21 protein-coding genes are annotated in these 24037 nt (G+C 66.0%); 8 read left to right on the forward strand and 13 right to left on the reverse strand.

The genetic code is table 11. From position 1 onward, the window contains the following. Positions 1-28 precede the first annotated feature (28 nt). From NGK62_RS01535 to metE, 3 genes are all read right to left on the reverse strand, one after another. On the reverse strand, positions 29-595 hold the full coding sequence (locus tag NGK62_RS01535) for a 4'-phosphopantetheinyl transferase superfamily protein (RefSeq protein ID WP_118933363.1): 567 nt from the start codon (positions 593-595) through the stop codon (positions 29-31). Continuing rightward, positions 592-4575, reverse strand: a complete 3984-nt coding sequence (locus NGK62_RS01540) for a Pls/PosA family non-ribosomal peptide synthetase (RefSeq protein ID WP_251877188.1) — start codon at positions 4573-4575, stop codon at positions 592-594. Before NGK62_RS01540 ends, NGK62_RS01535 begins: the two co-directional genes overlap by 4 nt. Positions 4576-4803: 228 nt before the next feature. Continuing rightward, on the reverse strand, positions 4804-7101 hold the full coding sequence (gene metE / locus NGK62_RS01545) for a 5-methyltetrahydropteroyltriglutamate--homocysteine S-methyltransferase (RefSeq protein ID WP_251877190.1): 2298 nt from the start codon (positions 7099-7101) through the stop codon (positions 4804-4806). 141 nt (positions 7102-7242) lie between these two features. Here metE and NGK62_RS01550 point away from each other — a divergent pair, with 141 nt between their 5' ends. Beyond that, the gene (locus NGK62_RS01550; RefSeq protein WP_059379209.1) at positions 7243-8160 is read left to right on the forward strand and encodes a LysR family transcriptional regulator; all 918 of its coding nucleotides are present in this window, start codon (positions 7243-7245) and stop codon (positions 8158-8160) included. Between the two features lie 112 nt (positions 8161-8272). Further along, positions 8273-8947 (forward strand): hypothetical protein, encoded by a 675-nt coding sequence (locus NGK62_RS01555; protein WP_223283423.1) that lies wholly within the window; start codon positions 8273-8275, stop codon positions 8945-8947. Positions 8948-9025: 78 nt separating this feature from the next. Here NGK62_RS01555 and recX read toward each other — a convergent pair whose 3' ends face one another. Then, positions 9026-9712, reverse strand: coding sequence for a recombination regulator RecX (gene recX, locus NGK62_RS01560; protein WP_059379214.1), 687 nt, complete (start codon positions 9710-9712; stop codon positions 9026-9028). 135 nt (positions 9713-9847) lie between these two features. Continuing rightward, the gene (gene recA, locus NGK62_RS01565; RefSeq protein ID WP_059379220.1) at positions 9848-10912 is read right to left on the reverse strand and encodes a recombinase RecA; all 1065 of its coding nucleotides are present in this window, start codon (positions 10910-10912) and stop codon (positions 9848-9850) included. Positions 10913-11143: 231 nt separating this feature from the next. Here recA and NGK62_RS01570 point away from each other — a divergent pair, with 231 nt between their 5' ends. From NGK62_RS01570 to NGK62_RS01580, 3 genes are all read left to right on the forward strand, one after another. Further along, the gene (locus tag NGK62_RS01570; protein WP_013392535.1) at positions 11144-11833 is read left to right on the forward strand and encodes a response regulator transcription factor; all 690 of its coding nucleotides are present in this window, start codon (positions 11144-11146) and stop codon (positions 11831-11833) included. A gap of 115 nt (positions 11834-11948) precedes the next feature. Next, a complete protein-coding gene (locus NGK62_RS01575; RefSeq protein ID WP_118933365.1) occupies positions 11949-13328 on the forward strand; it encodes a sensor histidine kinase in 1380 nt (459 codons plus the stop codon). Between the two features lie 194 nt (positions 13329-13522). Then, positions 13523-15184 (forward strand): MFS transporter, encoded by a 1662-nt coding sequence (locus tag NGK62_RS01580; RefSeq protein ID WP_059379225.1) that lies wholly within the window; start codon positions 13523-13525, stop codon positions 15182-15184. Positions 15185-15602: 418 nt separating this feature from the next. Here NGK62_RS01580 and NGK62_RS01585 read toward each other — a convergent pair whose 3' ends face one another. Continuing rightward, positions 15603-15812 (reverse strand): hypothetical protein, encoded by a 210-nt coding sequence (locus NGK62_RS01585; protein WP_059379226.1) that lies wholly within the window; start codon positions 15810-15812, stop codon positions 15603-15605. Positions 15813-15960: 148 nt separating this feature from the next. Between NGK62_RS01585 and NGK62_RS01590 the strand changes: the two genes are divergently transcribed. After that, the gene (locus NGK62_RS01590; protein WP_054451049.1) at positions 15961-16860 is read left to right on the forward strand and encodes a recombination-associated protein RdgC; all 900 of its coding nucleotides are present in this window, start codon (positions 15961-15963) and stop codon (positions 16858-16860) included. A 78-nt stretch (positions 16861-16938) separates the two neighbouring features. On the opposite strand, the gene NGK62_RS01595 is transcribed toward NGK62_RS01590, so the two are convergent. From NGK62_RS01595 to NGK62_RS01615, 5 genes are all read right to left on the reverse strand, one after another. Then, positions 16939-18375 (reverse strand): diguanylate cyclase, encoded by a 1437-nt coding sequence (locus tag NGK62_RS01595; RefSeq protein ID WP_059379228.1) that lies wholly within the window; start codon positions 18373-18375, stop codon positions 16939-16941. A gap of 143 nt (positions 18376-18518) precedes the next feature. After that, a complete protein-coding gene (locus NGK62_RS01600; RefSeq protein ID WP_054451047.1) occupies positions 18519-19811 on the reverse strand; it encodes an aspartate carbamoyltransferase in 1293 nt (430 codons plus the stop codon). Positions 19812-19908: 97 nt separating this feature from the next. After that, the gene (locus tag NGK62_RS01605) at positions 19909-20322 is read right to left on the reverse strand and encodes a hypothetical protein (protein WP_059379231.1); all 414 of its coding nucleotides are present in this window, start codon (positions 20320-20322) and stop codon (positions 19909-19911) included. Positions 20323-20325: 3 nt separating this feature from the next. Next, a complete protein-coding gene (locus NGK62_RS01610) occupies positions 20326-20757 on the reverse strand; it encodes a BPTD_2524 family lipoprotein (protein ID WP_059379232.1) in 432 nt (143 codons plus the stop codon). 175 nt (positions 20758-20932) lie between these two features. Beyond that, complete coding sequence (locus NGK62_RS01615; RefSeq protein ID WP_042792633.1) at positions 20933-21064, reverse strand: entericidin A/B family lipoprotein; 132 nt, start codon at positions 21062-21064, stop codon at positions 20933-20935. A gap of 180 nt (positions 21065-21244) precedes the next feature. Between NGK62_RS01615 and NGK62_RS01620 the strand changes: the two genes are divergently transcribed. Then, on the forward strand, positions 21245-21604 hold the full coding sequence (locus NGK62_RS01620) for a hypothetical protein (protein WP_059379234.1): 360 nt from the start codon (positions 21245-21247) through the stop codon (positions 21602-21604). A gap of 66 nt (positions 21605-21670) precedes the next feature. Next, positions 21671-22078 (forward strand): hypothetical protein, encoded by a 408-nt coding sequence (locus NGK62_RS01625; protein ID WP_118933345.1) that lies wholly within the window; start codon positions 21671-21673, stop codon positions 22076-22078. 12 nt (positions 22079-22090) lie between these two features. Here NGK62_RS01625 and NGK62_RS01630 read toward each other — a convergent pair whose 3' ends face one another. Both NGK62_RS01630 and NGK62_RS01635 read right to left on the reverse strand, forming a co-directional pair. Continuing rightward, entirely contained in the window at positions 22091-23362 is a 1272-nt protein-coding gene (locus NGK62_RS01630; RefSeq protein ID WP_251877192.1) for a TIGR03862 family flavoprotein, read from the reverse strand. A gap of 286 nt (positions 23363-23648) precedes the next feature. Continuing rightward, entirely contained in the window at positions 23649-23993 is a 345-nt protein-coding gene (locus NGK62_RS01635; protein WP_118933347.1) for a hypothetical protein, read from the reverse strand. Positions 23994-24037: the final 44 nt, after the last annotated feature.

Raw genomic sequence — 24037 nt, forward strand, 5'->3', positions numbered from 1 at the left:
TTCAAAGTATAGCGCAGGCGGCCTGCGATCAAGCCTCCTGACTGGCGCCTGACGCACCGCCGCAGAGCGCGGCGGCCACCCACAGGCCCTGGTGCTGCAGCTGGCAGGTGATGCGGGCGGCGGCCAGATGGCGCTCTCGCTCCGGGGAGTATTCCTCCAGTCCCCGCCGGCAGGCTTTCAGGCGCGCCTCCAGCGCGCTCCAGGCGCGCGCGAAGGCGTCCGCCCGCGCCGCCGGCCGACTGGCGGCCAGCTCGGCGGCAGCCCGCGGACCGCAATAGAGGCTGATAACGTCCGCATCGCCCGTCCACGACTGCGCGCCGGTCAGATCCACGCCCGGCAGGCCCAGCCGGGACAGGCCGCAGAGGATATAGGGGCCATAGTAAGAGAAGGAACTGTTCCAGCGCGCGCCCGCGGGCATCCTCGGCCCCTTGGGCGTTTCGGTCCAACCGGGCGCGGCTAGCGGGTCGCGCCGCGCCAGTTCCGCGGCCAGCCAATCCCGGGCGGCCTGGCGCTGCCTTGGCCGGGACGCTGGCAGATGCAGCAGCCACAATTCCACCGGGGCGCCCTCCCCGGTCAGCCTCAGCGGTCCGGTCACCGCTGCGTCCAAGGCGTGGCGGGACTGCCGATCCAGGCCTGGCCCGCCGGAATGGCCTCGCCCTTGAGCACCAGCGTCAGCGGCCCCAGGCGCGCCCCCGCTTCGACCCGGGTGTCGTACAGGATGGTGCTGCGGGGCCCGACGTTGACGGCATCGCCGATGCGGACCATGCCGATCTTCATCACGCGGTCTTCGAACAGATGGGTCTGCGGCCCGGACCAGGCGTGCAGCACCGCGTCGTCGCCGATCGACACGCAGTCGTATTCGGTGATGTCGGTGGTATCCATGAAGACGCGCTTGCCGATGCGGGCGCCCATGCAGCGCAAGGCCAGCGGCAGCCAGGGCGTGGCCCGCAGGAAGTTGAAGAAGTTCGGGACGGCGATGGACTCATACAGGCTGGTGACCGCTTCGCTCTTCCAGACGAACGGCGTCCACATGGGCTCGGCGCGCGGTTTGTAGCGGCCGATCAGCGCCCATTTCAGCGCCACCAGGAACAGGAAGGCGCCCACGCCATACAGCACGCCGGCCAGCATCAGCTCGTCGAACGCGGCGACGAAGCCTTCGCGCGCGGCCATGGGGATGACCTTCATCACGGTCAGATAGCCCACCGCGATCACCACGGCCAGCGGCAGGATCATCCGCATGCCCTCGACACCGCCCCGCAGCACTTTGCGGCCCAGGCTGGGCCGGAACGTCAGGTGCGCGGGAAAGCCCGCCGTCTGCTCGCGCGCCGGCAGCGCCAGCGGCGGATTGCCCAGCCAGGTCTGGCCGCTGGCCATGCGGGCGTTGGCCGGCGCGCGGCTCTGCACGCCGATCAGCACGTCATCGGGCAGCACCGAGCCGTCCGGCACGTAGGCGCCGTTGCCAACGAAACTGCGGTTGCCGATGACGGTGGGCCGCATGGTCATCCAGCCGCCGTCGATTTCCTCGTCGCCCAGCATCACGCCGTCGGCGATGAAGCTGTCGCGGCCCAGGGTCAGCATGTCGGGCACCACGCCCATGGCGGTGGAAATCTCCGTGCCGCGCCCGACCTTCGCGCCCAGCAGGCGGTACCAGTTGCCCGCGTAGATCGAAGCGTACAGACCGTGCAGCACGCTGAGGCTCGATTCCTGGATCTGGTTGGTCAACCAGCGCCGCAGGTAGATCTGGCCATACACCGGCCAGCGGCCGCTGGCCAGACGGGGCAACAGCGTCCAACGCAGCAGCGCCGATACCAGCACCGTCAGCATCAGCAGCAAGGCGCTGGCAGGCAAAGCCAGCAGCAGATAGCTCAGGAAGGCTTGCGGCCAGGGTACGCGCGCGCCCATCAGGTCCAGCCAGCGCGCGTCGATCCAGTCGATCAGCACGAAGCTCGGGAACACCGGCATGAAGAACAGCGCGGCGATCAGCGTGCCGCCGGCCGCATAGGCCATGCAGTCGAGCCGGCTCCAGATGCCCTGGCGCTGCGGCCGCGGCGGCAATTCGGGAGCGCGGGCCTGCGGATCGTGGCGCGCAGGCGCCCCGCTCCAGATCTGGCCCGCAGGCACGCGGTCCCCCTGCGCCAGCGAAGACAGTCCGTCCAGCCGCGCGCCCTCGCCCATCGCCACGTCGCCTTGCAGCACCGAATAGGAACCGATGTAGGCGTTATCCGCCAGCGTGATCGGCGCAACCGTCCACTCGCCGCCGCGCACCGAGAAATTCTCCAGGTTGACCGCCGCGCCGATGCTCACGCCGTTGCCCACCGACAGCAGGTCGGGCGCGCGCACGGAGACTCGGCTGATGGCCGCATCGCGGCCGACGCGCGCTCCCAGCGCCCGCAGATACCAGACCTGCAGCGGAGATCCGGCAAGCAGATGCGCGGGCGGAATGTCCATCACCCGGTCCACCAGCCACCAGCGGTAGAACAGCCAGCCGTACATCGGATAACTGCCGGGCTTGAGCCGCCCTAGAATTCCCCACTTGCAGGCCACGGCCACGCCGAAGCTCAACAGATTGCAGGCCAGGTAGCTGGCAATGGACAGGGCCACCGCGCGCAAGACGGAGTCGCCCTCGTCACCCGTAAAGTAGTGGTAAGTGAAGAACGGCGTCAGCCAGATCAGCATGCGTACGCCGATCAGCAGCGGTAAGGCCGCCAACTGCGCCAGGCCGCAAGTCCAGCGGCGCCACTCAGGCGCGGGCGCCGGATCGGCGCCAGTCCCAGCGACGCCCGCCGGTTGGGCCGCGGCATTTTCGGCCAAGGCCAGCGCGTCCAGCCGGGCCGCAAGCGTCCCCAGCACAGGGTGCTGGTAAAGCTCGTGCATGGTCAGCGCGGAAAAATGCGGATGCTTGCGCAGCGACGACACCAGACGCGCGGCCAGCAGCGAGTGGCCGCCCAGATCGCGGAAGAAGTCGCTGGCCAGCCGCAGCGGCTGCCCTGGGAACAGCGGACGCAAGGCGTCGAACAAGGCCTGCTCGCCCGCCGTGACGGGCACGTCGTCTTCGCCGCTGGGCTCGGACACGGCCTCCAGTTCGCGCGCCTTCAGCGCCTTGCGGTCGATCTTGCCCGAGGTCAGGCGGGGAACGTCGGCCACCAGCTCGAAGCGCGCCGGAATCATGTAGGCGGGCAGGTCCGCGCCCAGCGCGGCGCGCATCGCGTGCGGGTCCAGCCGCTCCTCGCCCTCGGGCTTGAGGAAGGCCACCAGTTGCTCGATGCCCGCGAGATCGCGCAGCACCACGGCGGCGGCGCCCACGCCCGGCAGGCGGTAAAGCGCGGCTTCGATTTCCCCGAGTTCGACCCGGAAACCCCGCACCTTGACCTGATCGTCGCTGCGGCCCAGGCAATGGATCTGCCCGTGTTCATCGATGCGCGCCAGGTCGCCGCTGCGGTACATGCGGGTGTCGTAATCGCCAGCCGGGCGCGGATTGGCCAGGAACTTCTCGGCCGTCAGCTCGGGCCGGCCCAGATAGCCGCCGGCCACGCCGGGACCGGTGATGCACAGCTCGCCCACCTGCCCTTGCGGCAGCACCGCGCCGTCCTCGCCGCGCACCAGCATGCCGTAGTTGGGCAGCGGCGTGCCTATGGTCACGGGCTCCCCGGGCAGGAGTTCGGCCAGGCTGGCGGACACCGTGGTCTCGGTGGGGCCGTAGGTATTGAACAGGCGCCGCCCGGGCGTGGCCCAGCGCGGCACCAGGAAGTCCGGGCAGACCTCGCCACCCAGGTTGACGATGCGCAAACCGGGTACGTCGCGCGCGAACAGCGCCAGCAAGGTCGGCACCGCGTGCAGCACGGTAATGCCTTCCCGCACCAGCGCGTCCGGCAGGCCTTCCGGGTCCGTGGTCAGCATCTTGGGGGCCACCCACAGCGACGCGCCGACCAGATAGCTGATCCAGATCTCTTCGAACGACATGTCGAAGGCGACCGAGAAACCCTGGTAGACCTTGTCTTCGTGGCGCACGCCCAGCACCGCGTTTTCGCTGCGCAGGAAGTGGCAGATACTGGCGTGATTGATGGGCACGCCCTTGGGCTTGCCGGTGGAGCCCGAGGTGTAGATGACGTAGGCGGGATGCTCGGGCAGCAGCCCTTCCCGCCTGCGCAAAGCGCCCTCGACCGGCTCCGACAGCGCCCAGGTGGTCCAGGTGACCATGCCGTCCAGCCGGACCTCGGCGCCCGCGACCAGTCCGCGAGCGCCCGCGTCCTGCAGGCAGACCAGCATGCGGTCCGCCGGCGTGTCGGATTCAAACGGCAGCCAGGCCGCGCCCGCCTTGGCGATGGCCGCCTGCATCACCAGCAGGTCGGCGCCGCGCGGCAGGCACAGGCCCACGATATCGCCGGGCCGCACGCCGGCCTCGATCAGATGATGCGCGGCCAGATCGGCGCGTTGGCCGAGTATGTCGTAGGTGAGAGTGTGATCCAGCCAATGAATGGCGACGGCGGCGGGATGCCGGCGGATCGTGGCTTCCAGAATGTCGGGCAGCGTCTCTGCGAGCAGCAGGTCGGGCCGACAGGGGCCTTGGAGAATCATAGGAACGGCAAGGATCCAGCAATGGGATTTTTGCGTATTGACCCACGCCGCGGAAATTCGTTCAAGCAAGATTGAAAAAAAAATCGGCGCCACGCCCCAGCTGTGGCTTGCAGCCATCACCGGGATCTTGCGGCCGCAAAGAAAAAGCCCTGATCCGCGCGCGGCATGCGCGGATCAGGGCTGGCGCCGGCCCCAAGGGATCCGGCGGCGTTGCGGCAAGCTGTCTGCTCAGGCCGCCTGGCGCAAGGCTCGGGCCGCCTGCACCATGCCGATCAGCGCGGCTTCGGTTTCAGGCCAGGCGCGCGTCTTCAGTCCGCAGTCAGGATTGACCCACAGACGCTCCTTGGGCAGACGGGCCGAGGCCTTCTGCATCAGGCCGACCATCCAATCCACTTCAGGCACGTTCGGCGTATGGATGTCGTACACGCCGGGACCGATATCGTTCGGATACCGGAAGTCCTCGAACGCCTTGAGCAGCTCCATGTTGGAGCGCGAGGTTTCGATCGTGATCACGTCGGCGTCCATGGCGGCGATGGACTCGATGATGTCGTTGAACTCCGAATAGCACATATGGGTGTGGATCTGCGTTTCGTCGCGCACGCCGGCGGTCGACAGGCGGAAGCAATCCACGGCCCAATCCAGGTAGGCCTGCCAATCGGCGCGGCGCAGCGGCAGGCCTTCGCGGATGGCGGGCTCGTCGATCTGGATGACGCTGATGCCGGCGGCTTCCAGGTCCACCACTTCGTCGCGCAGCGCCAGCGCCAGTTGGCGGCAAGTCTGCTCGCGCGGCTGGTCGTCGCGCACGAACGACCATTGCAGGATGGTGACCGGGCCGGTCAGCATGCCCTTGACCGGCTTGTCGGTCAGCGACTGCGCGTACGACGACCAGCCCACCGTCATCGGCGCCGGACGCGCGACGTCGCCAAAAATGACAGGCGGCTTGACGCAGCGCGAGCCATAGCTCTGAACCCAGCCGTTCTTGGTGAAGGCGAAGCCAGCCAGCAGCTCGCCGAAGTACTCCACCATGTCGTTGCGCTCGGGTTCGCCGTGCACCAGCACGTCCAGGCCCACCTTTTCCTGGAAGCGGATGACTTCCTCGATCTCCTTGCGGATGGCGGCTTCGTAGCCAGAGTCCGTCAATGCGCCCGACTTCCAGTCGCGGCGCAAGGCGCGGATTTCCGCGGTCTGCGGGAAGGAACCAATGGTCGTGGTCGGGTAGGCGGGCAGGCCCAGCTGTTCCTGCTGGCGGGCGATGCGGCCGGCGAACGGCGCGCGGTCGCGCGACACCGCGGCAGCGCCAGCCATGCGCTGGGCGACGGCCGGATTGTGGATGCGCGTCGAAGCGCGGCGGGCGGCGAGCGCGGCGCGCTGCTTGGCCAGGCCGTCCTGCGCGGCGGCTTGCGTGGCGCGGTCCAGGGCGCGGCCCAGCAGGCTCAGTTCTTCCAGCTTCTGCGCGGCAAAGGAGAGCCAGCTCTTGAGTTCCGTGTCCAGCTCGGTTTCATGCGCCAGGTCCACCGGCACGTGCAGCAGCGAGCACGACGGCGCCAGCCACAGGCGGTCGCCCAATTGCTGCTTGATGGGGGTCAACGTGGCGATGGCCGCGTCCAGGTCGGTGCGCCAGATGTTGCGCCCGTTGATGACGCCAGCGGACAGCACCTGCTCGGCGCCCAGGCCGGCGGCCACTTCCGCCAGTTGCTCGGGCGCACGGACCAGGTCCACATGCAAGCCGGCCACGGGCAGGCCCAGAGCGGTCGGCAGATTGTCCTTCAGGCCGTCGAAGTACGTGGCCACCAGCAGCTTGACCGGACTGGCAGAGAGCTGCTCATAGGTCTGCTTGAACGCGCCGCGCCAGGCTTGCGGCAGGTCCAGCGCCAGAATGGGCTCGTCGATCTGCACCCACTGCACGCCCAGCTTGGCGAAGCGCGCCAGCACTTCCTGGTAGACCGGCAGCAGCGCGGCCAGCAGTTGCAGCTTGCCCTCATCGGCGGCGCCCGCGGCAAAGGCGTCGCCCTTGCCCAGATACAGCCAGGTCAACGGCCCGGGGATCACGGGCTTCACCGCGCAACCCTGGGCCTGCGCTTCCCGGACCTGTTCGAACAGCGATTCGCGGGCGATGCGGAAGGTCTGGCCCGGCGCCAGTTCCGGCACGATGTAGTGGTAGTTGGTGTCGAACCACTTGGTCATTTCGCAGGCGGCGGCGGGCTTGCCCGACGGCGCGCGGCCGCGGCCCATGCGGAACAGCGTGTCCAGCGTGACGGGTTCGCTGTCGTTCTGGGCGAAGCGGGCAGGCACGGCGCCCAGCAGCGTGGTCCATTCCAGGATCTGGTCGTACCAGGCGAAGTCGCCCACCGGCACGAACTTCAGGCCGGCGGCGGCCTGCAGCTTCCAGTGCCTGGCGCGCAGCTCGCGGCCCGTCTGCTCAAGATCCCCGGCGGTCTGCCGGCCGGCCCAATAGGCTTCGACCGCGCGCTTCAGTTCACGCTGCGCGCCGATGCGGGGGAACCCCAAATTATGAATCGTAGTCATGGATCACCACCGTTAGACAAAATTTGTTCAAGTGACAGCCATTTTGAGGCCAAATCAAAATGAATCAAAATCAATGTCTACATTTATAGAATGAGAAAATCTCATAAAATATGAGCTTATTTCCCATCCCTGCAGGCACCCATGCTTGAAGTCCGCCATCTTGAAACGCTTACCGCCATCCGCGACGGCGGCAGCCTGCAGGAAGCCGCCGAGCGCCTGCATCTGACCCAATCGGCCCTGTCGCACCAGTTGCGCGACCTGGAAACCCGGCTGGGCACGCCGTTGTTGAACCGCCGCACGCGACCGGCACGGCTGACGACGGCGGGACTGCGGGTGCTGGCGCTGGCGGATGAAGTGCTGCCGCGCATCCGCGCCACGGAACGGGACCTGCAGCGGCTGGCCGCGGGCCGCACCGGCCGGCTGCACCTGGCCATCGACTGCCATTCCTGCTTCCAGTGGCTGATGCCGGCCCTGGATGCCTTCCGCGTGCAATGGCCGGACGTGGCGCTGGATCTGTCGGCGGCGTTTTCCTTCGCTCCCCTGCCCGCCCTGGTGCGCGGCGACCTGGACCTGGTTATCACCTCCGATCCCCAGCCGCTGGACGCAGTGGAATACCTGCCGCTGTTCAAGTACGAGCTGGTGCTGGCCGTGTCGGAATCCAATCCGCTGGCCGGCAGCAAGTTCGTCATGCCGGACCAATTGGCCGACCAGACGCTCATCACCTATCCCGTGGACAAGCAGCGCCTGGACATTTTCACGGCCTTCCTCGACCCCGCCGACGTGGAGCCGGCCGCCATCCGCCGCGCGGAACTCACCCCCATCATTGCGCAACTGGTGGCCAGCAACCGCGGCGTGGCCGCGCTGCCCAACTGGGCGCTGACGGAATACATGAATCAGGGTTGGCTGCGGTTGTGCCGGCTGGGTCCGCAAGGCGTGTGGCGCACGCTGTATGCGACGGTGCGCAGCGAGGACACGGAGGCCTCATACATCGATGAGTTCCTGACCATTACCCGGGATGTGTGCTTCAAGACCTTGTCGGGGATCAAGTCGGCAAAATAGCGCCCCTGCCGTATGTCGCCGACTCGCGATACATTAAAAAATAATAAGATTCAATTTAGTACATAAGGCTTAGAATGCTGCTCCCTCAAACCTTCGAGCCAGCAGCAAAAACATGCTCTTGCCATCGTTGTTCTCAGCGCGCGTTATCGGCCGTTCGGCCATTCTTGCTTCCATCGCCTTGCTGGCGGGTTGCGGCAACGTTCCGAACACGCTCCCGGTGCAGTACTCGCCTTCCTCGGTGATCAGCGCTGAAGGGGCTGTCGAAGTCGGCGATTTCACCTACGAACCCAACAAGAAAGAGGCGGCAGAACAGCCCAAACCCCAGCGCTACGCCAACGCCGGCCTGTCGACCTCGCAGCAGGCCAGCTCACCGAACTCCACTGGCAGCTACCGCGCCCCGCAAATCGCTCCGAATCAGATCCGCAACACCGCAATCGGCAGCATATTGCTCGAAAAGGACGTCAAGGACTTTGTCCGGGATGCCACCTTTGCCGAACTGCGCTTCATCGGCGTCAAGGTCAATGGCAACCAACAGCGCCGTCTATTGACCGCCGAAGTCGAGGAATTCCTGGCGGACGACCTGGGGTACTCGGTGGATTGGACATTGCGTATCGCCTATGTCGTGACCGACAAGGCCACGCAGAAGCCCGTGTACACGCAAACCAAGGAAACCAAGCGACGCACGAACAAGTTCGCCAATTTCTTCACTTCGCTAAACGATTCGATACGGCTCAGCACCGAAGCTTTGGCCAAGGACCCGGATTTCCTGTCTGCCATCCAGGAATAAGGCCCGTCGCCTCGCTTTTTGGGAAATCCGCCACGGCGGATTTTCATGGGCGTACGGACAAGCCCCGCACAGGGCTGCTCAATCCTCGTCGCCCTCGCCCAGTATCCGGCGGATCACGTCATGCGCAAAGCCGCGGCTGGCCAGAAAGCGCGCCTGCTTGGCGTAGGCCGCGCGGTCTTCCGGCTTGGCGCTGAAGCGCTTCTTCCAGACCTCCAGCGCGCGGTCGTACTCGGTGGCCCGCAGCTGTTCGCGCAATTCGGCGACCTGGTTGTCGTCCACCCCATGCTGGCGCAATTCCTGCACGATGCGCGCCGCCCCCTGGCGCGATGCGCGGCGGTGCACCAGGCTTTGCGCAAAACGTTCGGTGGACAGCCAGCCTTCTTTTTCCAGGGCATCCAGCACGGCCTCGACCTCGCCCGGGTCCTCGGCGTAGGCGGCAAGCTTGCGCGCCAACTCTTCGCGGGCATGCTCGCGCCGCGACAGATAGCCCACGGCCCGCATCTTCAGCGACGGCCCCTTGCGGGCGGATTGGCCGTCCGCATCCGGGCCGTCCTCGGCTCCGGCGACGGCACGGCGGCCGCGGCGCGCATTGCCGGCTTCCGAGCTGCGGCTCCACTGATCTGGCGCATCGCTGGATTCCGCTTCCTGATCGCGGCGCGCATCCGAAGTGCGGCGCAAGCCCTGGGGCTTGGCCACGGTTTCGAATTCATCGTCCAGCTTGGCGCGTAGGCGTTCGGCTGAAGCGGGCGGCGGTTTCCAGCTCATGCGTTTCCTGCTTGCTATGCATAACGGCAGGCCCGTCCTGGCGCCTGCCGCAACTGTTCGGGCTGCCCCGACGCGATAGGCCGGCCGTTTGCGGCGAAGCTGAATTGCGCCGCGCCAGGCCCGCCACCGATCCGATTACTCTTCGGAGGTATCTTCCGCGGTCGGCACGAATTCTGCCGCGCGGCTGACGATGCCTTGGTTCTCGCGAACGCGGTTCTCGATTTCGATGGCCAGTTCCTTGTGTTCTTTCAGGTACTCGCGGACATTGTCTTTGCCCTGGCCGATGCGATTGCCGTTGTAGCTGTACCAGGCGCCGGACTTGTCCACCACATTGGCGGCCACGCCCAGGTCGATGATTTCGCCTTCGCGCGAGATGCCGGCGCCGTACATGATGTCGAATTCGGCCTGCTTGAACGGCGGCGCGACCTTGTTCTTCACGACCTTGACGCGGGTTTCGTTGCCGACGACTTCGTCGCCCTTCTTGATGGAACCGATGCGGCGGATGTCCAGGCGCACGGAGGCGTAGAACTTGAGCGCATTGCCGCCGGTGGTGGTTTCGGGGTTGCCGAACATCACGCCGATCTTCATGCGGATCTGGTTGATGAAGATGACCATGCAATTGGTCTTCTTGATGGTGGCGGTGAGCTTGCGCAGCGCCTGGCTCATCAGGCGGGCTTGCAGGCCGGGCAGGGAATCACCCATTTCGCCTTCGATTTCGGCCTTGGGCACCAGCGCGGCCACCGAGTCGATGACGATCAGGTCGACCGAACCGGAGCGCACCAGCGCATCGGTGATTTCCAGGGCCTGCTCGCCCGTGTCCGGCTGCGAGATCAGCAGGTCGGCCAGGTTCACGCCCAGCTTGGAGGCGTATTGCACGTCGAGCGCGTGTTCGGCGTCGACGAAGGCGCAGGTGCCGCCCAGCTTTTGCATTTCAGCGACCACTTGCAGCGTCAGCGTGGTCTTGCCCGAGGATTCCGGACCGTAGATTTCAACCACGCGGCCTCGCGGCAGGCCGCCGACGCCCAGCGCGATGTCCAGACCGAGCGAGCCCGTGGAAACCACCTGGATGTCATGCGAAACATCGTTGTCGCCGTAGCGCATGATCGAGCCCTTGCCGAACTGCTTTTCGATCTGCGAAAGCGCGGCGGCAAGCGCCTTGGCCTTTTCCGATGCGGCGGCCTTGGTGGTTTTGTCGTCCATGTAGAGTCCTGTCTGTAACGTATCTGGTGTCTAGGGAAGTGCCGCAGGGTTAGGCGGGTGCTTTGAGCAACGGGTCAGATTATGGCATCGGATTATACTGTACATAAAACCAGTGTGCCAGTGTTTTGCACGTATACCCTGAGTGGCAAGCTTGGCGCCCTATGCCAGAATGCCAGACGAACCCGGCGTTTTGTCCCCTTTGCGCCGCGGGGCCTTTTCTCACTGTAGCCCATGCGTATCCTGATCGCCGAAGACGACAGCATCCTGGCCGACGGCCTGTCCCGCTCGTTGCGCCACAACGGCTATGCCGTGGATGCGGTGCGCGACGGACTGGCGGCCGATTCGGCGCTGGCGGCCCAGGCATTCGACCTGCTCATCCTCGACCTCGGCCTGCCGCAGCTGGCCGGGCTGGAAGTGCTGCGCCGCCTGCGCGCCCGCAATTCCGCCCTGCCGGTACTCATCCTGACGGCGGCCGACAGCATCGAACAGCGCGTCAAAGGCCTGGACCTGGGCGCCGACGACTACATGGCCAAGCCTTTCGCGCTGTCCGAGCTCGAGGCCCGCGTACGGGCCCTGACCCGGCGCGGCGCGGGCGGCGGCGCCACCATGATCAAGCACGGCCGCCTGCTGTTCGACCAGACCGGCCGCGTCGCCATGGTCGACGACCAGACCCTGGACCTGTCGGCGCGCGAAGTCAGCCTGCTCGAGATCCTCCTGACCCGCAGCGGCCGCATGGTCAGCAAGACGCAACTGGTCGACCACCTGTGCGAATGGGGCGAAGAGGTCAGCACCAACGCCATCGAGGTCTACGTCCATCGCCTGCGCAAGAAGCTGGAACCCAGCGGCGTGAAGATCGTGACCGTGCGCGGCCTGGGCTACTGTCTTGAGCGGGACCAGGGTGCGGCGTACCTCGCAAGCTGAAGCGGCGCCGCCGGAAGCGCTGAACCAGGAAGCACTGGATGTCATGCGGGCGGGGGCCAAGGGCCCGAGCTTCGCGCCGCCGCAGCGCTCCCTGCTGGGCGAAATCCTCGACTGGATGCTGGCGCCGCTGTTCCTCCTGTGGCCGATGAGCGTGGCCATCACCTATGTGGTGGCCCAGAACATCGCCAACGTGCCCTACGACCGCGCGCTGGCCAACAACCTCCATGTACTGACCTTGCAGGTGCACGCGCAGGACGGCCGGGCCGTGCTGAAGATGACCAACACCGCGCGCGAGGTGTTGCACGCCGACGAGACCGATAGCGTGTTCTGGCTGGCGCTGGGCAGCCGCGGCGAATACCTGGGCGGCGACCGCGCCCTGCCCCTGCCTTCCACCGTGGGCCAGCCCCGCCCCGGCGAAGTCCAGTACGAAGACGCGACCTTGCGCGGCTTCGGGGTCCGGCTGGCGTTCACCTGGGTGGACCTGCATCTGCCCGATACCCAGCCGGCGCTGCTGATCGCCGCCGAAACGGTCGAAAAGCGCACGCAACTGGCCAACGACATCATCAAGGGCGTGATCATTCCGCAGTTCGTGGTGCTGCCTGTCGCCGTGCTGCTGGTGTGGTTCGGGCTGTCGCGCGGAGTGGCGCCTTTGAATGCGCTGCAGCAGCGCCTGCGGGCCCGCCGGCCCGACGACCTGTCGCCCATCGACGAGCGCGCCGCCCCCACCGAGATCGCGCCCCTGGTGGCCGCAATGAACGACCTGCTGGATCGGCTTTCGTCCAACGTGCAGGCGCAGCGCCGCTTCGTCGCGGACGCCGCGCACCAATTGAAGACCCCGCTGGCCGGCCTGCGCACGCAGGCCGAACTGGCCCTGCGCGACGCCAGCCCCGAGGAAATGCAGTCCAGCCTGCGCCAGCTCGTGACCGGCTCCGAACGCGCCACGCGCCTGGTGAACCAGCTGCTGCTGCTGGCCCGGGCCGAGAACCCCAGCGCCATCGGCATGACGCGCACGGACATCAACGCCATCGCCTACGAACAGGCCATGCACTGGGTGCCGCAGGCGCTCTCGCTGAGTACCGACCTGGGCTTCGAAGGCTCGGACCAGCCGGTGGAGATCAACGGCAACCCCCTGCTGCTGGCCGAACTGCTCAACAACCTGGTGGACAACGCGCTGCGCTACACGCCGCGCGGCGGCCACATCACGGTCCGTGCGCAGGTCCAGGACGGACACGCGGTGCTGGAGGTGGAGGATTCCGGGCCAGGCATTCCGCCCGAGGAACGCGAACGCGTGTTCGACCGCTTCTATCGCGTGCTGGGCACCCAGTCCGACGGCAGCGGCCTGGGTCTGGCCATCGTGCGCGAGATCGCCCAGAAGCACCAGGCCAGCGTCGAAATCAGCGATCACCCCACGACGTATTCGAACCTGCCCGGCATGCGGATCCGCGTGATCTTTCCGCTCTACGCTGAGTTGTCAGACCTCTCCGACGTCTCCTAGGACTATCCCTAGCCTCCCAGGGAGACGTTACTTTCAGTTTCAATTTTAAGACTCAAGTAAGTATCCCGTCAGAACCTCGTCAGCCTCACCCCCCAATGTTGCATATAGCTCAATGTCGGCTCGCCGGCGGCGGGCGCAGCACGGCGGACCACCGCCGGCCATAAAACCGAGGAGACATCATGAGCACAACAACCATGGCAGGCCGCGGCCCATCCGCGGATCCGCGCCCGATGACCAAGGATGAACGCCGCGTCATCTTTGCGTCGTCGCTGGGCACGGTTTTCGAGTGGTACGACTTCTATCTGTACGGCTCGCTAGCCGCCATCATCGCGCAACACTTCTTCTCGGGTGTGAACCCCACCGCGGGCTTCATTTTCGCCCTGCTGGCGTTTGCGGCCGGTTTCGCCGTGCGCCCGTTCGGCGCCCTGGTGTTCGGCCGCCTGGGCGACCTGGTCGGACGTAAGTACACCTTCCTGGTCACGATCGTGATCATGGGCCTGTCCACGTTCCTGGTCGGCGTGCTGCCCAGCTACGCCAGCATCGGCCTGGCCGCTCCCGCCATCCTGATCGTCCTGCGCCTGCTGCAAGGCCTGGCGCTGGGCGGCGAGTACGGCGGCGCCGCGACCTATGTGGCCGAGCACGCGCCGCATGGCCGCCGCGGCTTCTACACATCCTGGATCCAAACCACCGCGACCCTGGGCCTGTTCCTGTCGCTGCTGGTCATCCTCGGCATCCGCACGTTCATGGGCGAAGACGACTTCAAGGCCTGGGGCTGGCGCATTCCGTTCCTGATCTCGGTCGTCCTGCTGGGCATCTCGGTGTGGATCCGCCTGCAACTGAGCGAATCGCCGACCTTCCAGCGCATGAAGGAAGAAGGCAAGGGTTCCAAGGCGCCGATCGCCGAATCGTTCGGCCAGTGGAAGAACCTGAAGGTCGTGATCCTGGCGCTGCTGGGCCTGACCGCCGGCCAGGCCGTGGTCTGGTACACGGGCCAGTTCTACGCCCTGTTCTTCCTGACGCAGACGCTGAAGGTCGACGCCAATACCGCCAACATCATGATCGCGATCGCGCTCCTGATCGGCACGCCTTTCTTCGTGATCTTCGGCGCGCTGTCGGACAAGATCGGCCGCAAGCCCATCATCATGGCCGGCTGCCTGATCGCCGCGGCGACGTACTTCCCGATCTTCCAGGGCATCACGCACTTCGCCAACCCGGCGCTGGAAAAGGCCCAGGCCACGGCCCCGGTCACCGTGATCGCGGACCCCGCCACCTGCTCGTTCCAGTTCAACCCGGTAGGCACTTCGTCCTTCACCAGTTCTTGCGACGTGGTCAAGTCGTTCATGGCCCGCAACTCGGTGAACTACAAGAACGAAGCGGCGCCGGCCGGCTCGGTCGCCAAGGTCAAGATCGGCAACGACGAGTTCGCCTCGTTCGACGGCAAGACCATGGCCCCCGCCGACTTCAAGGCCAAGGCCGCCGAACTGGACAAGGCCCTGACCACCGCGATCCGCAGCCACGGCTACCCCGCCAAGGCTGATCCGGCCCAGAGCAACAACGTCATGGTCGTGGTGCTGCTGACCATCCTGGTGATCTACGTGACCATGGTGTACGGCCCGATCGCAGCCATGCTGGTGGAAATGTTCCCGACGCGCATCCGCTACACGTCGATGAGCTTGCCGTATCACATCGGCAACGGCTGGTTCGGCGGCTTCCTGCCCCCGGTCGCCTTCGCCGTGGTCGCGGCCACCGGCAACATCTACGACGGCCTGTGGTACCCGATCATCATTGCAGTCATGACCCTGGTCATCGGCACGCTGTTCGTGCGCGAATCCAAGGACAACGACATCAACGCTTAAAAGGCCATCCCCCGCCGGACGGGACTGCTGCGCCCGCCCGGCCTTTCAAAAGCTCCTTATGGAGCTTTTTTTTTGCGCGCAATCAAGCAGGATCCGCCTCCAGGGAGCGAGCGGGCTAAAAAGAGGCCCGCACTTTCAGGACCATGTCAGACCCGCCCCATTAGACTGGCTGCTCAGATTACGGCCTTGCGCCAGATCGACCGACGATTGATCCCCCTGTCGGACGATTGCAGGGCCAGTGTTCTGACACCGATACCGCGTTCCCCGCGAGCCTTTTATGACGCGGTATTGCGTGCTCCCGTACCGGCCCGGCCCTCAATGAGCCGGGCCGCTTTTTTTTTATGCCGCGCACGTGAAAATGGCGACCTCTCGGTCGCCATGATCGGATCCTGCCGACAGCGGTCGCGGCCGCCCGCAATCAGCGGCGCATGCCCACGCCGATTGCCACCACGCCGGCCACGATGGCCGCAATGCCGGCCCAGGCCGGAATCGCCACCGACTTCTCGGTCTCGGCGGTGGCCTTCACCGAACCGATCTGCAGCACGGTCTCCTCGGACTTGTAGTTGAAGCCCTTGTAGGCCAGGGCGGCGATGCCCAGGACGATCAGAATGGCGCCGATGATCTTCATTTTTTATCTCCAGTTCGACTTGCTGCGCGGACAGTAGCGCATCGGCTCGCCGCTGTCAGTGACAGAAGGTGTCGCATCACGCTGCGGTATTGCCGCACTTCGGCAAAGCGGCCGCGTCGTATAGAATCAACCCTTTTGGCCGACGCTCATGTGGTTCAAGAATCTCAAGATTTATCGCCTCTCCTCGCCGTGGACGCTGGTCGGCGACCAGCTTGAAGAAACGCTCGCGCGGCATGCCTACCAAAGCGGCAACAACCTCGAAATGCAAAGCCTGGGCTGGGTTCCTCCGCGCGAGAACGGCGGCCTGGCGCATGTGGTCAACGGCCAGATCCTGCTGAGCCTGCGCGCCGAAAAGAAGCTGCTGCCGGGCACCGTGGTGAACCAGGTTGCCAAGGCCCGCGCCCAGGAAATCGAAGAGCAGCAAGGCTACAAGCCGGGCCGCAAGCAGATGAAGGAAATCAAGGAGCGCGTCACCGACGAGCTGCTGCCGCGCGCCTTCAGCGTGTACCGCGACACCCGCGTCTGGATCGATCCGCAGAACCATTGGCTGGTGATCGATGCGGCCGCTTCGGCCAAGGCCGACGAAGTCATCGGCCTCCTGGCCAAGTGCGTGGATCCCTTCCCGCTCGAAAACCTGTACGTGGCGCAGTCGCCGGCCTCGGCCATGACCGGCTGGCTGGCCGAGGACGAGGCTCCGGCCAACTTCTCGATCGACCAGGACACCGAGCTGCGTTCGTCGGGCGAAAGCGGCGCGGCGATCCGCTACGTCAAGCACTCGATCGACGCCGATGACGTGCGCCGCCATATCCAGTCGGGCAAGCAGTGCACCCGCCTGGCCATGACCTGGGCCGACCGCATTTCGTTCGTGCTCACCGAAGGCCTGGACGTCAAGCGCGTCGCACCCCTGGACGTGCTGAAGGAAGGCAACGAAGGCGTGGCCGCCAACGACGACGAGAAGTTCGATTCCGACATGATGCTGATGACGGGCGAACTGGCCAAGATGATGGCCGAGCTGGTCGACGCGCTGGGCGGCGAAAAGAAGGTGTAAGCCTCAGGCGCCCTGGCGCCAGGCAAACCGCAGGCCGCCCTTGACCGGGCGGCCTTTTTCATGCGCGCGAGCTGGGCCTCAGGCCGCCACGGCCCGGTCGCGGCCGGCCTGCTTGGCCTGGTACAGCGCCTGGTCCGCGCGGTCGATCAGATAGGCATAGTCCGGATGGCCGTCGAAGGTCGCCACGCCGATGCTGGCCGTGATGTGCAGCGGCGCTGCCTCGGGAATGGTGAAGACATGGCGGCGGATCTCCGCGCCGAGCTTCTCGGCCGTCGCCAGCGCGGCCTCCTGTTGCGCATCCACCAGCACCACGAGGAATTCCTCGCCGCCGTAGCGGAACACGAAATCGCTGGAGCGGCACGATTGATGCAGCACTTCCGCAAACTGGCGCAACACCTGGTCGCCGCCGGAATGGCCGTGCTGGTCGTTGATGGCCTTGAAATGATCGATGTCCAGCAGCAGAACGGAGAACGAGCTGCGCTGGCGCCGCGCGATCGAGATTTCGCGCCCGACCACCGAGGGCAGGAAGCGCCGGTTCAGCACATTGGTCAGCGGATCGCTGCCGCTCTCGATCTCGGCCACCATGTCGAACAGGCCGTTGAGCAGGTGCTTGATGCGCGCCACCAGCTCCTGCAACTCGCGCACGTGGTCCGGCATCGAAGCGGCGAGACCCTGTTCTTCGCCGCGCATCAATTGCGGCAGCACTACCCCGTCCAGCTGCGCGACGGCGTCCGTGATCTGCTGCAGGCCCGGGGCGCTTTCGAACATCGCCCCGCCCTTGTGTTGCAGCCACAATCCGAATTCCGAGGCCGCCAGCCGCGGCAGGCTTTGCCCCGGCGCGCGGTAATGCAAGCCGATCAGCACCGACTGGCTCCACTCCAGCAAGGCGGCGCGCTGGCGTTCGCGTTCCGTGGAAATGTTCTGCCCCAGGGCGAAGAGACGGTAGGCCTCGTCGTTGCGGGCGCCGCGGCTGATGTCGCGCATGAAGGCGCGGCTCATCTGCTCGACCGCCAGGTCGAACAAGTTGCACACGTACTGGGTGGCGACCGACGCGGCCATGCCGTCCAGGTCGCTGGCGCGCAGGCGCAACGCGATCTCGTTCTTCAGGATACGGGCGCCAGCCATCACCAGATGGATCGGGATGTGGACGCGGGCGTGCACCTCGCCCACTTTTTTCTGCGTGGCCATCAGGGCGGCGATATCGCCCTGGTCGCGCACGCACAGCAACCCCTTGAGCCAGCGGGTCATGCCGGCATGCAGGCGGCTGGACACGATGTCGTGGGACAGGCGGGGGCCGGCCTCGGCATCGGCCAGCAGCGTGGAATAGAAGGCGTCGACCAGGGCGGACAGGCTGTCGCCCACCACCGCGGCGACCTGCCCGCGCGTATAGGCGTCAACCGACTGGTAGACCGCTATCCAGGCCTGCTCGTCGGACGCGCTCAGATAGCACGCCTGGCCGGATGAGCCGGCGTGACGATCGGAAGTTGGCGGAACGCCAATACTGCTTGTAGACATAGATAATCCGTCCGCAGGCCCCACGGCGTGTCCGGAAACGACACGCGACAGAAAAAAAGCCAGCGCGGATTATGCTTGAAAACCCCGCGACCAGGCCGCGCAGGGGCCTGGTTCAGAGGGGAATTCGGCCCGGAGCCGCGCGCTTATTCGAGTCCGTGAAAGGCGGAATCGTCCGGACCGACGTGGGAGGGATGCTGCCAGGTCACGTCGCGCAAGGAATGCTGCACCAAGCCTTCCACGCCCAGCAGCACCGCGAAGATCGCCATGCGGATGGGGATGCCGTTGTCGGTCTGGCGGAAGATGGCCAGGCGCGGATCGTGGTTCAGGTCCACGCTCAGGTCATTGGCGCCGGGACGGCTGTCGCGCGGCAGCGGGTGCATCACGATGGTATCGGGGCCGCAGTAGGCGTCGATGATGGCGCGGCTGATCTGGAAGTCCGGCGTGTAGCCTTCGTTCTCCTCGTTGGCGAAGCGCTCTTTCTGCACGCGCGTCGCGTAGATCACGTCGGCGCCGGCCAGGCCTTCGGCCAGCGTGCTCTTCTGCTCGATGATGTTGCCGTTGCGGCTGGCCTGCTCGATGATGTAGGCCGGCATTTCCAGGCCCTTGGGCGACACCAGCGAAAACTTCACATTCTTGTACAACGCCATCAACTTGATGAGCGAGTGCACGGTGCGGCCGTACTTCAGGTCGCCGACCATGGCGATGTGGGCGCCGTCCAGCAGTTTGCCCAGGCGCGAGAACTCGGTCAGGATCGTGTACAGGTCCAGCAGGGCCTGGCTGGGATGCTCGCCGGGGCCGTCACCGCCGTTGACCACGGGGATGTTGGTGGCGCGCGCGAATTCGGCAACCGAACCCTGGTCCGGATGCCGGATGACCATGGCGTCGACGTAGCCGCTCATGACGCGGCTGGTGTCGTAGATCGACTCGCCCTTGGCCATGGACGAAAACGTGAAGCCGGTGGTGTCGCAGACCGAGCCGCCCAGGCGGCAGAACGCGGAACCGAAGCTCACGCGGGTACGGGTGCTGGCCTCGAAGAACAGGTTGCCCAGCACCGCGCCTTCCAGCACGCGGGACACCTTCTGGCGGCGGGCAATGGGCTGCATCATGTCGGCCACGCGGAACAGGTCCTCGACCGATTCGCGGGTGAACTGGTCCACCGACAGCAGTTGGTGCTTGCCTTCCACCGCGATGCGGTCACGCAGCGGGCCTTCTTGTACGCTTTGCGTATATTTTTCCAGCAAGACGCCGTTCTGGACGATTTCGCTGACGAAGCGCTGCACCACTTCCGGCATGGCGCGGAATTCCTGCGAGCCCTCAGGCAACAGCCAGGTATCCAACGCGCGGCGTTTGACGCCGATGCGGGTTGCGAACACGTCGCGGGTGAGATTCAGGCGTCGCATGGCGTCGCGCAGGAAGGCTTGCTGGGAAATGGTCATGACGGGCCCCGAACAGGAGATTTATATACGCACTGCGCATATTATTCTCAACACAAATTCAAGTCCAACACTTTTGCGCACACGGGTTTACCCGCAACTAACGCCTCACGTAGGCGGTAGTCGTCTGGGGCGCATCCGTGATCGCCTGTCCCGCCGCCAGCCAGCAGGCGGCGCAGAAGGCGAGCGCGCTGATCAGATAGCAAACCATGGCCAGAAGCTGCGCGGGCCAGTGGGCGCGCGTCAGATGTCCGGTGTAGCCCTGGCGCAACAGGCTGACCTGCGCCAGGTAAGCAAACAGGATTCCGAGGCAGGCGGCCAGCAGGCCGCCCAGCAACAGCGCCAGCGGCAGCTGCAGATCCGGCGCGGCGATGTCGCCGCCCACTACGCCCAGCGAAAAGCCCGTCAGGATCAGCGCCGCGCCGCCATTGAGCCAGCCCAGGAAGCGAAACGCCCCCGCCAGTAGCGAGAATGACAGGCCGCTGGCGCGTATCTGCTGGGCGCGGGCGTCCACGGATCAGCCTTCCCCGCCCTTGCGGCAGACCGGCGTGGCGCTCTGGATCGAGGCGCGGGCAGCGGCGATTTCAGCAGCGTCCCAACGCCCCTCGCCCAGCACCGTGATGGTCACCTTGGACGTCGACGGCGTGGCGGTTTCGGCGGCGATCAGTTCCAGCACCTTGGCTGGCTCCGTCACCTTATAGAGCTGCACCTCGTCCGGCGCCCCCTTTTCACCCTTCACGTGGCGCCAGGCATAGGCGACGTTATACGCATGCTGCACTTGCACGTGGCAGGTGCGCACGTACTCGCCGGCCCGGCGGAAAGCCGCTTCGTAGTTGGTATTGACAGTGAAGGTCTCCGTCAGCACGGCATCGGATTCGTAGACCCCTTTGCTCGCGCAGCCGGCCAACAAGGCCGCAAACGCCATTCCCAACCACAAAGACTTGCGCATGACACTTCCCACGATCGAATTCAACTCCTCGAATTATGCCAGGGGGAAGAGTCCTCGCGACGCCCCCGCCTGCTGCCCTTCCCCCGAAGCCGGGCGTCAACAAAAAAGCCGCGAGAGGGATGCCAAGGCATGTCTCGCGGCTTGCGGGCCGGATTGCGGCGCAGGGAGCGAAGGCCTACTTGGTGGCAGCGCCCTCTATCTTCTCGCCGCCCCGCTGGATGTCCTTGCCTGCCCCCGCTACGGTGTTGCAACCGGCCGAGAGCGCGGCGATCGAAAGCAACATGACGAGAAAGACTTTGTTCTTCATGGACATCTCCTGTCTGGGCTTGGAAAGTGAAGTCAGCATACCCCAAAGACCCTCATTTGCGCACCGGCCAGACCGGACGCCGCGGCTGCCGCCATGAGCGCCAGACCCAGGACCAAACGCCGTTGGAAAGGCTTGCGTTCGCCTGTCGCGCAATTAGCGCCAATCGATTAGGATGCGGACATGACCAAGAAACACACATCGCAAAGCGCCGGTTCGGCTCACCAGAGCTGGGGCTGGGAACAGCCGCAATGCCGCGGGCAGGCGGCTTTGGCGCTCTTCATCGACGATCTCCATCGCATTTTGCAGGCGCATGCCGCCGGCAAGCTGGCTGAAAGCAGCACGCTGGCCGACGCGCAGCAGAACGTGAACGAATTGCTGGCTCGCTACAACGAAATTGGCGCCGCACCGGATATTTTCCTCGGCCAATCGGTCGAACTCAAAGAGGGCGTCGACCGCGATGGGGTATCCCATACGGTACCGATTTTTTCGGCGCGCCTGAAACAGTCATTGGTATCGATGCTGGGCCAAGGCCCGGCCTGAAACGCCGCCCGGCTTGCCAGCAGGCTCAGGGCCATAACCAGAACAGTCACCGCAGGAGACCGCACAATGAAGAATACCGACAACGTCGTAGAGTTCCTGCGCCTGCTGTCGCTGGATGTCTCCCTGGGAGCCGCCGCCCAGCATGCGGCCAGCCAGGCGGACGCGCCGCTGGCCCTGGCCCGCCTGGCCACCGCTCACGGCTTGCCTTGCAATGCCTCGGACTGGTCGGCCTTTGCCCGCAGTTGCCTGGACAGCTCCGACCTGACCGAGCAGAACGCCATCCCCGAAGAAGCCACCATCTGGCAGCTGGTGCAGGATCCCGCGCACGGCACGGACATTCCTGCCAGCGCGATTACCCGCGTCATCGGCATCGTCACGCAACCGGAAGGCGGCGAGCCCGTGGTGGGCCACGTCGTCGGCGATCTGGCGCCGCGCGCGCCGCTGGGCCTGGCGCCCTACTCCTCGGGCTCCTGAGCCCTTGCGGCCTCAGGCCCCTGGCAACGCCCGCCCGCCAGACCGCAGAAACGCCATGACGCCGGCCGCGGCGACCACGCCGCTCGCCATGCAGGCCGTCAGCAGATAGCCGCCTGTCGGCGCCTCCCAATCCAGCATTTCCCCTGCGCAGAACACGCCAGGGATTTCGCGCAGCATCAGGCCGGAATCCAGCGCGGCGAACGACACGCCGCCCGCGGTGCTGATCGCTTCGTCCATGGGCCGCGCCCGCAGCAGACGCAGCGGCAAGGCCTTGATGCGCAGGCCCAGGCGCTCGGGGTCGCGGAAGTCTTCCGCCGAGGCGCATTCGCGCAGCAATCCCGCCTTGACCCCGGTCAGCCCCAGCCGGCTCTGCAGATGGCTGGACATCGACCGCGAGCCGCGCGGGTGCGTCACCGCAGCCATCACCTTTTCCTGCGACCAGTCCGGAGCCAGGTCCAGCATGGCGATGGCATGGCCCTGGGCGTCGATCCGGTCGCGCAGCGGCGCGGACAGGGCGTAGACCAGGCTGCCTTCTATGCCGGTTTCCGACACGACGAACTCTCCCTGACGGGCGGGCGTCACGCCGGCTGCGGTTTCGCAGGCCATGGCCACGGATTTCACGGGCTGTCCCGCATAGCGTTCGCGGAAATGGTCCGACCACGCCACGTCGAATCCGCAATTGGCCGGCCGCAGCGGCGCGACGGCAACGCCGTGCAATTGCAGGCCGTCGACCCAGGCGCCGTCCGACCCCAATTTGGCCCAGCTGCCTCCGCCCAGCGCCAGCACCACGGCGTCTGCCGCATAGCGCTGCTCCCCCTCGGGCGAGTCGAAGCGCAGCGCGCCCGCGCCAGGCCGGGAACCCGCCGGCCATCCCAGCCAGCGGTGCCGCATATGCAAGCGCACGCCGCTGGCGCGCAGCCTGGCCAGCCAGGCCCGCAACAGGGGCGCCGCCTTCATCTCCTGGGGAAACACCCGGCCGGACGAGCCCACGAAGGTCTGGATGCCCAGGCCATGGGTCCATTCGCGCAAACCGCCCGCGTCCAGCGCCTGCAGCCAGGGCGCGACATGGGACGCGCGGTCGCCGTAGCGTGCCAGAAACGGTTCGGCCGGCTCGCTGTGGGTCAGGTTCAAGCCGCCCCGCCCCGCCATCAGGAACTTGCGGCCGACCGATGGCATCGCATCGAACACATCCACCTGCACGCCTTGCGCGCTCAGGCGCTCGGCGGCCATCAGGCCGGCAGGACCGCCGCCAATGACGGCGACGCGCGCGACAGCCGGGCTCATGGCAACGGCGCCTTCAGGCCGCAGGAATGGATACGCGTAGCACTAAGCATGGGGAACGAACCGGGTGGGAATGGCAAGACAGGCGCGGGAACGCCAGGAAGGGAAAAGATTGTCGCATAGCCGGGCCGTCGGGCAGGACGGAAGCAATAAACGCCCCAGTGGGGCGTTTATTGACCGGTGTTACCAAGTCATTGTTATCACAGGGAAAACCCGAAATGCGCAGAGGCTATCCCAAGGCTTGTCCACAGTTGCTGTGGGTAATTCAGTCGGCTTTTTGCGCCGGGATTCAGGCGTGGGCGGCAGACTGCATCGGGCCGGACCAGGGTTCGGCGTCGATCTGGAAGCGCAATTCCTGGTATTCCCCGTCCACCGAGACGGAAGGCAGCAGGCCCGCACCCAGCGCCTGGCCCAGCGCGCGGCGGCACAGGGTTTCAGGATCGTCGGGCAAGGACTGGAACACCCCGTCCGGTATGCGCAGGCGCAGCAGCGCCTGGGGATCGCCGCGTTCGGCGGGCCTGCCGATATGAATATGGGCGGGATAGCCGTGGGGGCACCAGATGCCCACGTGGTACTTGCCGTCAGCGCCCGTATCGGCGACATAGCCGGGATGATCGTATTTTGCTGTTCCCATGGACCCTCCTCGAGTGCGGCAACGTAGCGCGCGTGACCCATGGT

Origin of the sequence: Achromobacter sp. Marseille-Q4954 (assembly GCF_943737025.1) — a bacterium.
In the GTDB taxonomy this organism is placed as follows: Bacteria; Pseudomonadota; Gammaproteobacteria; order Burkholderiales; family Burkholderiaceae_B; genus Achromobacter; species Achromobacter bronchisepticus_A.